The sequence below is a fragment of the Streptomyces antnestii genome (assembly GCF_004005495.1).
In the GTDB taxonomy this organism is placed as follows: Bacteria; Actinomycetota; Actinomycetes; order Streptomycetales; family Streptomycetaceae; genus Streptomyces; species Streptomyces antnestii.
The window spans coordinates 1-13,363 of record NZ_RZYA01000031.1; the positions used below are offsets into that span (position 1 = coordinate 1).

Sequence of the window (13,363 nt, forward strand, 5' to 3'; positions counted from 1 at the left end):
TGGGTGGGCACGACTGCCCAGGGACCCGCGCCCCGCTCACGGCCCGCGCTCGTGCCCGCGCCGGCGCGGTGCCCCGCGGCCGGGTCAGCGTCCACGGCCACATCGGCGGCGACGCCTACGTGGGTGGCCACGCCCGCCCAGGGACCCGCGCCCCGCTCATGGCCTGCGCACGCGCCCGCGCCCGCCCCAGCGCGGTGTCCCGCGCCCGGGGCATCGTCCACAGGCACGCCGGCGGCTACGGCCACATCGGCGGCGACGGCCACGCGGGCGGCCGCCCCGGCGCCCGCGCCCCGGTGGTCGCCCGCGTTCCGGTCGCCGCCCGTGCCCCGGTCGCCGTCCGTGCCCACCGCCACGCCCGCCCTGGTGCCCTCGCGCTCGGCGTCCCGGTCTCTCAACTCCACCCCGGCGCCCCCGGCCCGCTCCCCGTGCCGTCGGCTGTTCGGTGGTGGTCGGCGTTCTGCCACAGGGTGGTCAGGGACGCGCCGGGTGGGACCGCCAGGGCCGACCAGCCCGCCTCGCGCAGCATCCGCAGGCGCTCCTCGCCGCGTTCCGAGGGGGCGCCGAAGGCCCACGTCTCCCTGTCGAGCACGAAGGCCACCGCACCGCCGCTGCGCTGCCGCATCTTCGCGGCGACCGCCGTCTGCTCCTCGTCGAGGTCGCCGAAGAAGGCCACCAGAAGCCCTTCGTTGCCGCCGCGGAGCACGTCGTACGCGCGCGAGAGCCCCGGGCCGTCCGAGTGGTCCACGACCGCGAGGGTGTCCATCATCAGTCCGGCCGCGTCCGCAGACTCCTGGCTCGCGCCCGCGAAACCGTCGGCCCCCTCGCCCGGCACCGAGTTCCCCGTGTCGGTCAACAGGCGTACGGAGAAGCCCCGTTCGAGCATGTGGAACAGTGCCGACGCCGTGCCCGAGACGGCCCACTCGAAGGCCGAGTCGGGGCCCGCGCCCTGGAAGGCGGCGCGCCGGGTGTCGAGGAGCACCGTGCAGCGGGCCCGCTGCGGCTGCTCCTCGCGGCGCACCATCAGCTCGCCGTAGCGCGCGGTCGAGCGCCAGTGCACGCGGCGCAGGTCGTCGCCGTACCGGTACCCGCGCGGGATCACGTCGTCCTCGCCGGCCAGGGCGAGCGAGCGGTTCCGCCCGTCGCCGTACCCCTTGGCCTCGCCGGTCAGGCGCACCGCGGGCAGCGCCTCCACGCGCGGGACGACCGTGAGGGTGTCGTACGCGGCGAAGGAGCGGGTCAGCTCGCACATGCCGAAGGGGTCCGTCAGACGCAGCTGGAGCGGGCCGAGAGGATAGCGGCCGCGCAGGTCGGAGCGCACCCGGTACGACACCTCCCGGCGGCCGCCTGCCTCCACCCGGTCGAGGACGAAGCGGGGGCGCGGCCCGAGTACGTACGGCACCCGGTCCTGGAGCATGAGCAGGCCCGTGGGGAGCCGCGAGACGTTGTCCATCCGCAGCTGGACGCGGGCCTCGCTGCCGGCGGGCACGCGCGCGGGGGAGAGGCGCCGGCTGGCCGTGACCCGGTAGCGGGTGCGGTAGAGGACGAACGTGCAGACCAGCGGCAGTACGGCGAGCAGCAGCCCGACCCGCAGCAGATCGCTCTGCCCGAGGACGTACGCGCAGATAGCCGCCGCGACCCCGGCCGCCAGGAACGAGCGTCCCCGGGTGGTGAGCCCCGAGAGCGCGACCCGGAGGCCGCCCTTGTCACCGCCCCCGAAGCCACCCCCGGCGCCACCCAAGCCACTCCCGGAGCTGCCCCCGGCGCCACCCAAGCCACCCCCGGAGCTGCCCCCGGAGCCCCCTCCGAAGCCACCCAGGCCACCCCCGAAGCCACCCAAGCCGCCCCCAGGGACGCCCCCGAAGCCACCCCCAGGGCCGCCCCCCAAGCCACCCCCGAAGCCGCCCCCGAAGCCACCCCCGGAGGACATCACACCCTCCGGGCGCCGGGCGGCTGCTGGCCGTACATCGGGGATCCGTGGCCGGAGGCGGACGGCACCGCCGTGTGCTGGAGGATCTCCAGGACGACCTGCTCGGACGTGCGCCGGTTCAACTGGGCCTGCGCCGTGGGCAGCAGACGGTGCGCGAGGACCTGCACGGCGAGTGCCTGCACGTCGTCGGGCAGCGCGTACTCGCGCCCGCTGAGTGCCGCGGACGCCTTCGCCGCGCGCAGCAGATGCAGCGTGGCGCGCGGCGAGGCGCCGAGTCTGAGGTCGGGGTGGCTGCGCGTGGCGGCGACCAGGTCGACCGCGTACCGCCGCACCGAGTCGGCCACATGGACCGCGCGGACCGCGTCGACGAGCTTCACGATGTCGTGCGCGTGCGCCACCGGCTGGAGGTCGTCGAGGGGCGAGGCCCCGCCGTGGATGTCGAGCATCTGCAGCTCGGCCTCCGGGCTCGGGTAGCCGATCGACACCCGGGCCATGAAGCGGTCGCGCTGCGCCTCGGGCAGCGGGTACGTGCCCTCCATCTCGACCGGGTTCTGCGTGGCCACCACCATGAAGGGGCTGGGCAGCTCGTACGTCTGTCCGTCGATGGTGACCTGGCGCTCCTCCATGGACTCCAGGAGCGCGGACTGGGTCTTCGGGGACGCGCGGTTGATCTCGTCGCCGATCACGATCTGCGCGAAGATCGCGCCCGGCTTGAACTCGAAGTCCCGGCGCTGCTGGTCCCAGATGGAGACACCGGTGATGTCGGAGGGCAGCAGATCGGGCGTGAACTGGATGCGGCGCACCGAGCAGTCGATCGACTTGGCGAGCGCCTTCGCCAGCATGGTCTTCCCGACGCCCGGCACGTCCTCGATGAGCAGATGCCCCTCGGCCAGGAGCACCGTCAGCGCGAGCCGTACGACCTCCGGCTTGCCCTCGATCACACCCTCCACCGACCTGCGGACACGCTCCACAGTGGTGGTCAGATCATCCCCCACTCTCGACTGCGCTCGAGCGGAGGCACCCCCATGGCTCGCTCGATCGTCATAGGTCGTCACCCGGCCCTCCTCGGCCCGTACTTTCCGGGCCGACGCCTGCTTGCTGCGGACCGGCCCACCCCGAAACACGGACACCGCGCGCGACGGGTTCCGCCGTCGCGCGAGGTGCCACTCCGCATTCTTGTTGCCGTTACCGGTTCGTGTCACTCGACTGTGGACAACTGTCAGCGATATGTCGGGTCTTACGGCCTTTTGTTACGCACGTCAGGCTGTTACAGCGTCAGGCGTGCGTCACGCACGGCAGGCACGCGTCACCCGCGTCAGGGCACGCGTCACCCGCGTCAGGCGGGATCGATCTCCCGAAGCAGGCCGGTCGTCACGTCGAAGACGAATCCGCGCACATCCTCGGTGTGCAGCATGAACGGGGAGGTCCGGACGCGCTGCATCGACTGGCGCACGTCCTGGTCGACGTCGCGGAACGCCTCGACGGCCCAGGCGGGGCGCTGGCCGACCTCCATCTCCAGCTCGTGACGGAACTCCTCGGTGATGCTCTCCAGACCGCAGCCGGTGTGGTGGATGAGGACCACGCTGCGGGTGCCGAGCGCCCGCTGGCTGATGGTGAGCGAGCGGATGACGTCGTCGGTGACGACGCCGCCCGCGTTGCGGATGGTGTGGCAGTCGCCCAGCTCGAGGCCGAGGGCGTCGTGCAGGTCGAGGCGGGCATCCATACAGGCCACGACGGCGACACGCAGGACAGGGCGGGCGTCCATGCCGGGGTCGGCGAACGCGGCGGCGTAGCGCTGGTTCGCCTCGACGAGACGATCGGTCACGGTGCCGTCGACGGTTATGGCGCCTTCGGACTCAGCGGGGCGGGATGCGGAAGTCGTCATAGCTATGACGGTAATGGTCACCGCTGCGACAAGCCCGCTGTGAGAGGGGACAAAGAACGTCATCGGGGCTTGTTGTGAGGTAACCCACAGGGCTCACGTCTCCTCACCCGGCCGGGTGATTTCTCCTGGTCCGCAGCTTCGGACAGAGGCGGCGCGCGACGCGCAGGCCGGTTGGTTGACCGGGCGACACCGTGGACTAAAGTGACGCGGAAACCCCAGGAAACACCGAAGATCCCGGCACTTCACCGGACTCTTCACCACGCGCGCGACGTGCACGCGGGCATCGGCCTCTCCAACCGCTCGCGGCCGGCTGACGCCCCGCACCGCGCCGGAACTGAGAGGGCCCCTTGAGCCAGACCCGACATGTCCCGGTGATGCTCCAGCGCTGCCTGGACCTGTTGGCCCCGGCCCTCGCCGAGCCGGGCGCGGTCGTGGTCGACTGCACGCTCGGCCTCGGCGGGCACAGCGAGGCCCTCCTGTCCACGTTCCCCTCGTGCCGCCTCGTCGCGCTCGACCGCGACAAGGAGGCCCTGCGCCTGTCCGGCGAGCGCCTCGCCCCGTTCGGCGACCGCGCCACCCTCGTGCACGCCGTCTACGACGAGCTGCCCGAGGTCCTCGACCGGCTCGGCATCGCGCGCGTGCAGGGCGTCCTCTTCGACCTGGGCGTCTCCTCCATGCAGCTCGACGAGGCCGACCGCGGCTTCGCCTACGCGCAGGACGCGCCGCTCGACATGCGCATGGACCAGACGACCGGCATGAGCGCCGCCGAGGTCCTCAACACGTACCCCCCGGGCGAGCTGGTCCGGATCCTGCGCGCGTACGGCGAGGAGAAGCAGGCCAAGCGGATCGTGTCGGCGATCGTGCGGGAGCGCGAGAAGGAGCCGTTCAGCAACAGCGCCCGGCTCGTGGAGCTGATCCGCGACGCCCTGCCGCAGGCCGCCAAGCGCACCGGTGGCAACCCCGCCAAGCGCACCTTCCAGGCCCTGCGCATCGAGGTGAACGGCGAGCTCAGCGTCCTGGAGCGGGCGATTCCGGCCGCCGTGGGGGCGCTCGCCGTCGGGGGACGTATCGCCGTCCTCTCCTACCACTCGCTCGAGGACCGGCTCGTCAAGCAGGTCTTCGCGGCCGGCGCCGCGACCACGGCGCCGCCCGGCCTCCCGGTCGTCCCCGAGCGCTACCAGCCACGCCTCAAGCTGCTCACGCGCGGCGCCGAGCTCCCCACCGAGGAAGAGGTCGCCGAGAACCGCCGGGCGGCCCCGGCACGGCTGCGGGGTGCACAGCGCATCCGCGAGGAGGTCTCCGGGTGAGTCCCAGGCGCGCGAGGAGGGGTCGATGAGTCCCAGGGGCGAACTACGGGGGAGGGCCGCGCGACTCGCGCGGCTGCTGCCCTCGGGTCCCGGCGGCGGCAGCCAGGCCGCCCGCACACCGTTCGTGCTCCTCGTCGTGCTGCTGCTCGCCGGCGGCCTGATCACCCTCCTGATGCTCAACTCGGCGCTCAACGAAGGGTCGTTCAGGCTGAACGACCTCAAGAAGCAGACGACCGGCCTCACCGAGGACGAGCAGGCCCTCCAGCGCGACGTCGACGCCTACGCGGCCCCCGACGCCCTCCAGCGCCGCGCCCGCGAGCTCGGCATGGTCCCGGGCGGCGACCCGGCCTTCCTCAACCCGGACGGCACCGTCCGCGGCGTCCCCGGCGAGGCGGCCGCCCCCGTGGTACAGCAGCCCCCGCCCCCGCCCGCCACCACGCCGCCCGCCACCACGCCGCCGGGCCAGAGCGCCTCACCGACGGCCGCGACGAGCCCGTCCGCGACTCCCAAGACCACGCCGAGCCCCTCGGCGACCCCCACGTCCTCGCAGGTGAAACCCGCACCCTCGACCTCCGGCAGGTGACGGAATGAAGGACAGGCAGCCCGAGCCCCCGCGACGCCGGGTCCCAGGCCCTTCGAGGCCCGCGAGGAACGGCCGCCCGGCCGCCCCCCGGCGCCCCGCCCCCGGCCCCGGCGCGCGCCGCCCCCGCCCCGCCCCCGCCAAGGCGCCCGCCGCCCTCCGTCTCGGCAGCCCGCGCCCCCGCCTGCGCATGGTCAGCCTCGGCCTCACCCTCATCCTCATCGCCTTCGTCGTCCGCCTGCTCCAGGTCCAGGCCGTCGACGCCAGCACCTACGCCGCCAGGGCCGAGCAGCACCGGTACGTCGAGCACGTCCTCGCGGCGGAGCGCGGCGGGATCACGGACCGCAGCGGGGTCGCGCTCGCCACCAGCGTGGACGCGTACGACATCACCGCCGACCCCACGATGTTCCGGCCCGCGGACACCGCCCCCACCAAGAGCTCCCCGGCGCCGGTCGTGCCGAACGACGCGCCCGAGCAGGCCGCGGCGCTCCTCGCCCCGATCCTCGGCCTGGACGCCGACGTGGTCGCGAAGAAGCTGAGGACCCCCAAGACGCGCTACGTGCTGTTGGCCCGCCGCCAGACCCCCCAGGTCTGGAAGCAGATCAAGGACCTCAAGACCACGCTCGCGGAGCGGGCCGGCAGGGAGAAGACGGCGAGCGTCATCGCCGGCGTCTTCGCCGACCCCAGCAGCAAGCGCGTGTACCCGAACGGCGATCTGGCCGCCGGGATACTGGGCTGGGTCAACGCCGACGGCAAGGGCGGCGGCGGCGTCGAGCAGCAGCTCAACAAGGACCTGGCGGGCAAGCCCGGCAAGATCAGGTACGCCCAGTCCGGCGGCCGCCAGGTGCCCACGGCCGGCAGTAACGAGCAGCCCGCGGTGCCCGGTTCGGACGTCGAGCTCACCATCGACCGCGACATCCAGTGGGCCGCGCAGAAGGCCATCACCGACCAGGTGAAGAAGTCCGGGGCCGACCGCGGCTATGTGATGGTGCAGGACACCAGGACCGGCGAGGTCCTCGCCATGGCCAACGCGCCCGGCTTCGACCCCAACGACCTCTCCCAGGCCAACTCCACCGCCCTCGGCAACGCCGCGCTCCAGGACGCGTACGAGCCCGGCTCCACCGCGAAGATCATGTCGATGGCCGCCGTCATCGAGGAGCACGCCGCCACCCCCGACACCCACGTCACGGTGCCCAACCGGCTGCACCGCGGCGACCGGCTCTTCCAGGACGACGTCGACCACCCCACCTGGCACCTCACGCTGAACGGCGTGCTCGCCAAGTCCAGCAACATCGGCACCATCCTCGCCACGGGCCAGCTCGGTAAGACCCAGCCCCAGGCCAACCGGGTCCTCTACTCCTATCTGCACAAGTTCGGCATCGGCAGCCCCACCGGCCTCGGCTTCCCCGGCGAGACCTCGGGCATCCTCGCCCCCGCCGCCAAGTGGTCCACCTCGCAGCAGTACACGATCCCTTTCGGCCAGGGCTTCTCCATCAACGCGATGCAGGCGGCGTCCGTCTACTCGACCATCGCCAACGGCGGCGTACGCGTGGAGCCCACGCTCGTACGCGGCACCAAGGGACCCGACGGCAGGTTCACCCCGGCCCCCAGGCCCAAGGAGAACCGGGTCGTCAGCGCCAAGACGGCGAAGACGATCGCCCAGATGCTCGAATCCGTCGTGGACGACGAGGAGGGCACCGGCGCCAAGGCGCGCATCCCCGGCTACCGCGTCGCCGGCAAGACCGGCACTGCCAACCGCGTGGATCCGGCCACCGGCAGGTACAAGGGCTACACCTCGTCGTTCGCCGGATTCGCCCCCGCCGACCAGCCGCGCATCACCGTCTACTGCGCGATCCAGAACGCCACCAAGGGCAGCTACTTCGGCGGACAGATCTGCGGCCCCATCTACAAGCAGGTCATGGAGTTCGCCCTCAAGACGCTCCAGGTGCCGCCCACCGGGGCGGAGCCCGCCCGGCTGCCCGTCAGTTTCCAGCCCTGACCCGAGCCCCGAGAGTGACCAGGTACCGCCCGTGACAACGATCACCCCCGACCCCGGGAACCAGCCCGCGCCACGCCCCTCGCTTCGCTCCATGGGGGGTGCGCCCGGTACGCTCACCGCCGTGCCACACGCTGATCAGTCCCACATCACCCAGAAGGGCGGACCCGTGACCTACCCGGGACCGCCGCGGCCGGTGCAGGTCACCGCGACGCGACTTGCCGACCTCGCCGATCAGCTGGGTGTCCCCGCGCCCCAGGGGTCCGCGGCGGACACGGGGAGCACCGGCATCACGCACGATTCCCGCGCCGTCCGCCCCGGTGACATCTACGCCGCCCTGCCCGGCGCCCGCTTCCACGGTGCCGACTTCGCCGCGCAGGCCGCGAGCCTCGGCGCCGTCGCCGCCCTCACCGACCCGTCCGGCGCCGAGCGTGTCGCGGCGGCGGGCCTGCCCGCCCTCGTGGTGGAGGACCCGCGCGGCAGGATGGGCGAGCTGGCGGCCACGATCTACGGCCACCCCGGCCGCGACCTGCTCCAGATCGGCATCACCGGCACCTCCGGCAAGACCACGACCGCCTACCTCATCGAGGGCGGCCTGCGCACGCTCCACAGCACCGGCCTCATCGGCACCGTCGAGATGCGCATCGGCGACGAGCGCATCAAGTCCGAGCGCACCACCCCCGAGGCCACCGACCTGCAGGCCCTGTTCGCGGTGATGCGCGAGCGCGGCGTGGACGCGGTCGCCATGGAGGTCTCCAGCCACGCCCTCGTGCTCGGCCGCGTCGACGGCTGCGTCTTCGACGTGGCGGTCTTCAACAACCTCAGCCCGGAACACATGGAGTTCCACTCCGACATGGAGGACTACTTCCGGGCCAAGGCGCAGCTGTTCACGAAAGCGCGCAGCAAACAGGGCGTCGTGAACTACGACGACGAGTACGGCCGCCGGCTCGCCGGACAGTCGGAAGTACCCGTCGTCACCTTCTCCGCCGAGGGCCACCCCGACGCCGACTGGCGCGCCGAGGACGTCGAGGTCGGCCCGTTCGACTCCACGTTCGTGGCCGTCGGCCCCAAGGGCGAGCGGATCACCGCCAAGTCCCCCCTCGCCGGCCCGTTCAACGTGGCCAACGCGCTCGCCGCGATCGTCTCCCTCGCCGTCGCGGGCGTCGACCCGCAGACGGCCGCCGACGGCGTCGCCGCCGTACCGGGCGTCCCCGGCCGCCTGGAGCGCGTCGACGCCGGCCAGCCCTACCTCGCGGTCGTCGACTACGCCCACAAGACCGACGCCGTCGAGTCCGTGCTGCGCGCCCTGCGCAAGGTCACCGAGAACAAGCTGCACATCGTGCTCGGCTGCGGCGGCGACCGCGACGTCACCAAGCGCATGCCGATGGGCGCGGCCGCCGCCCGGCTCGCCGACACCGCCGTACTGACGTCGGACAACCCCCGCTCCGAGGACCCCCTCGCGATCCTCGCCACGATGCTCGCGGGCGCCGCCGAGGTGCCGGCCCACGAGCGCGGCGAGGTCCAGGTCTTCGAGGACAGGGCGGCCGCCATCGCCGCCGTCGTCGCCCGCGCACAGCCCGGCGACACCGTCCTCGTCGCCGGAAAGGGCCACGAGCAGGGCCAGGACATCGCCGGGGTGGTGCGTCCCTTCGACGACCGCCTGGTGCTTCGCGAAGCTATCCAGCAAACCCAGGGATGAAGTTGTGATCGCCCTCTCCCTCGCCGAGATCGCCAGAGTCGTCGGCGGGCAGACGTACGACATACCGGATCCGTCGGTCCAGGTGACCGGACCGGTCGTCATCGACTCCCGGAAGGTCACGGACGGCAGCCTGTTCGCCGCCTTCGCCGGCGAGCGCGTCGACGGCCATGACTACGCGGCCGACGTGATCGCCGCCGGAGCCGCGGCCGTGCTCGCCTCGCGCCCGGTGGGGGTGCCCGCCATCGTTGTCGACGACGTGCAGGCCGCCCTCGGCGCGCTGGCGCGTACCGTCGTCGAACGGCTCGGCGCCACCCTCGTCGCCCTCACCGGCTCCGCGGGCAAGACCAGCACCAAGGACCTGATCGCCCAGGTCCTGCGCCGCAAGGCACCCACGGTCTTCACCCCGGGCTCGTTCAACAACGAGATCGGCCTGCCGCTCACCGCGCTCAGCGCCACCGACGAGACCCGCTACCTCGTCCTCGAGATGGGTGCCCGGGGCCTCGGCCACATCCGGTACCTCACGGACCTGACCCCGCCGAAGATCGGCGTCGTCCTCAACGTCGGCACCGCGCACATCGGCGAGTTCGGCGGCCGCGAGCAGATCGCCGAGGCGAAGGGCGAACTCGTCGAGGCGCTGCCCGCGGCGGAGGACGGGGGCACCGCGATCCTCAACGCGGACGACCCCCTGGTCCGCGCGATGACCTCCCGCACGAAGGCGAAGGTGCTGCTCTTCGGAGAGGCCGCCGACGCCGACGTACGTGCCGAGAATGTCCGTCTCACGGAGAACGGACAGCCTTCCTTCAGCCTTCGCACACCCACCGGGTGCAGTGACGTGACCTTGCGCCTGTACGGTGAGCACCACGTGTCGAACGCGCTCGCCGCGGCCGCCGTCGCCCATGACCTTGGCATGTCCGTGGAGGAGATCGCCCTCGCGCTCTCCGAGGCGGGCACCCTGTCCCGCTGGCGTATGGAGGTCACCGAGCGCCCGGACGGCGTGACGGTCGTCAACGACGCCTACAACGCGAACCCCGAGTCCATGCGAGCCGCCCTGCGCGCGCTCGCGGCGATGGGACGGGGACGCCGTACATGGGCGGTGCTCGGTCAGATGGCCGAGCTCGGGGACGAGGCGCTGGCCGAGCACGACGCGGTCGGACGGCTCGCCGTCCGGCTCAACGTCAGCAAGCTCGTGGCAGTCGGGGGCAGGGAAGCTTCCTGGCTGCGACTGGGCGCCTATAACGAGGGTTCGTGGGGTGAGGAGTCGGTGCACGTGTCCGACGCACAGGCGGCTGTCGACCTGTTGCGCAGCGAGCTGCGCCCGGGAGACGTCGTGCTCGTGAAGGCCTCCAGGTCGGTGGGCCTGGAGAGCGTGGCACAGGCGCTGCTCGACAGCGGCATCGACGCCGGGGCTGATGCCCGATGATGAAGCAGATCCTCTTCGCGGGCGTGATCGGGCTCTTCCTGACCCTGATCGGGACGCCCCTGCTGATCAAGCTGCTTGCGCGCAAGGGTTACGGCCAGTACATCCGTGACGACGGCCCGCGCGAGCACCACGCCAAGCGCGGTACGCCGACGATGGGTGGTATCGCCTTCATCCTGGCGACGCTGATCGCGTACTTCATGAGCAAGATCATCACCGGCGCCTCGCCGACCCTCTCGGGTCTGCTGGTGCTCGGCCTGATGAGCGGCATGGGTCTGGTCGGCTTCCTCGACGACTACATCAAGATCGTCAAGCGCCGTTCGCTCGGCCTGCGGGCCAAGGCGAAGATGGCCGGACAGCTGACCGTCGGCATCGCCTTCGCGGTGCTCTCGCTCCAGTTCGCCGACAACCGCGGCAACACCCCGGCCTCCACGAAGCTCTCCTTCGTCCAGGACTTCGGCTGGACGATCGGCCCGGTCCTGTTCGTGGTCTGGGCGCTGTTCATGATCCTCGCGATGTCGAACGGCGTGAACCTCACGGACGGCCTCGACGGCCTCGCCACCGGCGCCTCCGTGATGGTCTTCGGCGCGTACACCTTCATCGGTGTCTGGCAGTTCCAGGAGTCCTGCGCCAACGCGCAGACCCTCACCAACCCCGCCGCCTGTTTCGAGGTCAGAGACCCACTCGACCTAGCGGTGGTCGCGTCCGCCCTGATGGGCGCCTGCTTCGGCTTCCTGTGGTGGAACACCTCACCCGCCAAGATCTTCATGGGTGACACCGGTTCGCTCGCCCTCGGCGGCGCCCTCGTGGGCCTGGCGATCTGCTCCCGCACGGAGTTCCTGCTCGCCCTGCTCGGCGGCCTCTTCGTCCTGATCACCATGTCCGTGGTCATTCAGGTCGGCGCGTTCCGCCTCACCGGCAGGCGCGTCTTCCGGATGGCACCGCTGCATCACCACTTCGAACTCAAGGGGTGGTCCGAAATCCTTGTGGTGGTCCGCTTCTGGATCATCCAGGGCATGTGCGTGATCGTCGGCCTCGGTCTCTTCTACGCGGGATGGGCAGCGGACAAGTGACACCTGTGTCCCCCTGGCAGGGCATGAACATCACCGTCGCCGGTCTCGGCGTGAGCGGCGTCAGCGCCGCCCGCGCCCTGGCCGGCCTCGGCGCTTCGGTCACCGTCGTGGACGGCGGCGACAGCGAGACGCACCGCGCCAAGGCCGCCGAACTCGCCGGAATCGGCGTCGTGGCCCGCCTCGGGGACGCCGAGACCCTCCCCGACGGCACCGAACTCGTCGTCACGTCGCCGGGCTGGAAGCCCTCGTCACCGCTCTTCGCGGCGGCGGCCGAGGCGGGCGTCGACGTCGTCGGGGACGTCGAGATCGCCTGGCGCCTGCGCGGCCCCGACGCCGCGCCCTGGCTCGCGATCACCGGCACCAACGGCAAGACCACGACTACGCAGATGCTTGCGTCGATCCTGCGCGCGGCCGGTCTGCGCACCGCCGCCGTCGGCAACATCGGCACCCCGATCATCGACGTGATCCTCGAAGGCGACGACGCCTACGACGTGCTCGCCGTCGAGCTCTCCTCGTACCAGCTGCACTGGGCGCCGTCCCTGCGCGCCCACTCCGCGGCCGTCCTCAACCTGGCGCCCGACCACCTCGACTGGCACGGCTCCATGGAGGCGTACGCCGCCGACAAGGGCCGTATCTACGAGGGCAATCAGGTCGCCTGCGTCTACAACGTCGCGGACCCGGCGACCGAGGACCTCGTCCGCGAGGCCGACGTCGAAGAGGGCGCGCGCGCCATCGGCTTCACCCTCGGCACCCCCGGCCCCTCCCAACTGGGCGTCGTGGACGGCATCCTGGTCGACCGGGCCTTCGTCGACAACCGCCAGAAGAACGCCCAGGAGCTGGCCGAGGTCGCGGACGTCGACCCGCCCGCCCCGCACAACATCGCCAACGCCCTCGCGGCCGCCGCCCTCGCCCGCGCCTACGGCGTCAAGCCCGCCGCCGTACGCGACGGACTGCGCGCGTTCACCCCCGACGCGCACCGCATCGCGCACGTCGCGGACGTCGACGGGGTCGCGTACATCGACGACTCCAAGGCGACCAACACCCATGCCGCGGAAGCCTCTTTGGCCGCCTACGAGTCGATCGTGTGGATGGCCGGCGGGCTCGCCAAGGGCGCCACGTTCGACGAGCTGGTGAGCAGGTCGGCGAAGCGGCTGCGCGGCGTCGTCCTGTTCGGCCAGGACCGCGCGCTGATCCGCGAAGCCCTGGCGCGACACGCCCCGCAGGTCCCGGTGGTCGACCTCGACCGGACCGACACTGGGGCGATGTCGCAGGCGGTCCGGGAGGCCGCGAGGCTCGCCCGGCCGGGGGACACCGTGCTGATGGCACCGGCCTGCGCGTCGATGGACATGTTCACCAACTACAACAAGCGTGGCGACGCGTTCGCGGAAGCGGTCCGCGAGCTCGGCCGCGCGGGCGTCTGACGGGGCCTTCGGGTGCCCGGTGACGCCGGGCACCCTCGGGAGGGGATCGTGGCAGCGT

At 72.1% G+C, this 13,363-nt stretch carries 10 protein-coding genes and 1 pseudogene; 7 read left to right on the top strand and 4 right to left on the bottom strand.

The annotated features are described in order from the left end of the window. From EOT10_RS38175 to EOT10_RS38195, 4 genes and pseudogenes are all read right to left on the bottom strand, one after another. Positions 1–401 (bottom strand): annotated as a pseudogene (locus EOT10_RS38175) (hypothetical protein); the annotation flags it as partial. After that, positions 392–1,738, bottom strand: a complete 1,347-nt coding sequence (locus EOT10_RS38180) for a DUF58 domain-containing protein (RefSeq protein ID WP_127832979.1) — start codon at positions 1,736–1,738, stop codon at positions 392–394. The gene EOT10_RS38180 and the pseudogene EOT10_RS38175, both read right to left, overlap by 10 nt. Before the next feature lie 188 nt (positions 1,739–1,926). After that, positions 1,927–2,982: an AAA family ATPase gene (locus tag EOT10_RS38190; protein ID WP_431313366.1), complete on the bottom strand. Its 1,056-nt coding sequence runs from the start codon at positions 2,980–2,982 to the stop codon at positions 1,927–1,929. Positions 2,983–3,263: 281 nt separating this feature from the next. Next, on the bottom strand, positions 3,264–3,875 hold the full coding sequence (locus tag EOT10_RS38195) for a beta-class carbonic anhydrase (protein ID WP_189492661.1): 612 nt from the start codon (positions 3,873–3,875) through the stop codon (positions 3,264–3,266). Between the two features lie 284 nt (positions 3,876–4,159). Here EOT10_RS38195 and rsmH point away from each other — a divergent pair, with 284 nt between their 5' ends. From rsmH to murD, 7 genes are read left to right on the top strand one after another with little or no spacing between them, the layout of a single operon-like run. Beyond that, positions 4,160–5,119, top strand: a complete 960-nt coding sequence (gene rsmH, locus EOT10_RS38200) for a 16S rRNA (cytosine(1402)-N(4))-methyltransferase RsmH (protein ID WP_127832982.1) — start codon at positions 4,160–4,162, stop codon at positions 5,117–5,119. Between the two features lie 25 nt (positions 5,120–5,144). After that, on the top strand, positions 5,145–5,702 hold the full coding sequence (gene ftsL, locus EOT10_RS38205) for a cell division protein FtsL (RefSeq protein WP_127832983.1): 558 nt from the start codon (positions 5,145–5,147) through the stop codon (positions 5,700–5,702). A gap of 4 nt (positions 5,703–5,706) precedes the next feature. Continuing rightward, on the top strand, positions 5,707–7,698 hold the full coding sequence (locus tag EOT10_RS38210) for a peptidoglycan D,D-transpeptidase FtsI family protein (protein WP_127832984.1): 1,992 nt from the start codon (positions 5,707–5,709) through the stop codon (positions 7,696–7,698). Positions 7,699–7,729: 31 nt separating this feature from the next. Beyond that, positions 7,730–9,394, top strand: a complete 1,665-nt coding sequence (locus EOT10_RS38215) for a UDP-N-acetylmuramoyl-L-alanyl-D-glutamate--2,6-diaminopimelate ligase (RefSeq protein ID WP_127832985.1) — start codon at positions 7,730–7,732, stop codon at positions 9,392–9,394. Positions 9,395–9,398: 4 nt separating this feature from the next. After that, entirely contained in the window at positions 9,399–10,814 is a 1,416-nt protein-coding gene (locus tag EOT10_RS38220) for a UDP-N-acetylmuramoyl-tripeptide--D-alanyl-D-alanine ligase (RefSeq protein ID WP_127832986.1), read from the top strand. Further along, on the top strand, positions 10,811–11,884 hold the full coding sequence (gene mraY, locus EOT10_RS38225) for a phospho-N-acetylmuramoyl-pentapeptide-transferase (protein ID WP_127832987.1): 1,074 nt from the start codon (positions 10,811–10,813) through the stop codon (positions 11,882–11,884). The genes EOT10_RS38220 and mraY overlap by 4 nt, the downstream gene beginning before the upstream one ends. Next, on the top strand, positions 11,866–13,305 hold the full coding sequence (gene murD, locus EOT10_RS38230; RefSeq protein WP_127832988.1) for a UDP-N-acetylmuramoyl-L-alanine--D-glutamate ligase: 1,440 nt from the start codon (positions 11,866–11,868) through the stop codon (positions 13,303–13,305). Before mraY ends, murD begins: the two co-directional genes overlap by 19 nt. Positions 13,306–13,363: the final 58 nt, after the last annotated feature.

Excerpts from the sequence above, each read along its gene's own strand:
- mraY (WP_127832987.1), top strand. The coding sequence starts at position 10,811 with ATGATGAAGCAGATCCTCTTCGCGGGCGTGATCGGGCTCTTCCTGACC.
- ftsL (WP_127832983.1), top strand. The coding sequence starts at position 5,145 with ATGAGTCCCAGGGGCGAACTACGGGGGAGGGCCGCGCGACTCGCGCGG.
- EOT10_RS38210 (WP_127832984.1), top strand. The coding sequence starts at position 5,707 with ATGAAGGACAGGCAGCCCGAGCCCCCGCGACGCCGGGTCCCAGGCCCT.
- murD (WP_127832988.1), top strand. The coding sequence starts at position 11,866 with ATGGGCAGCGGACAAGTGACACCTGTGTCCCCCTGGCAGGGCATGAAC.
- EOT10_RS38195 (WP_189492661.1), bottom strand. The coding sequence starts at position 3,875 with ATGACGTTCTTTGTCCCCTCTCACAGCGGGCTTGTCGCAGCGGTGACC.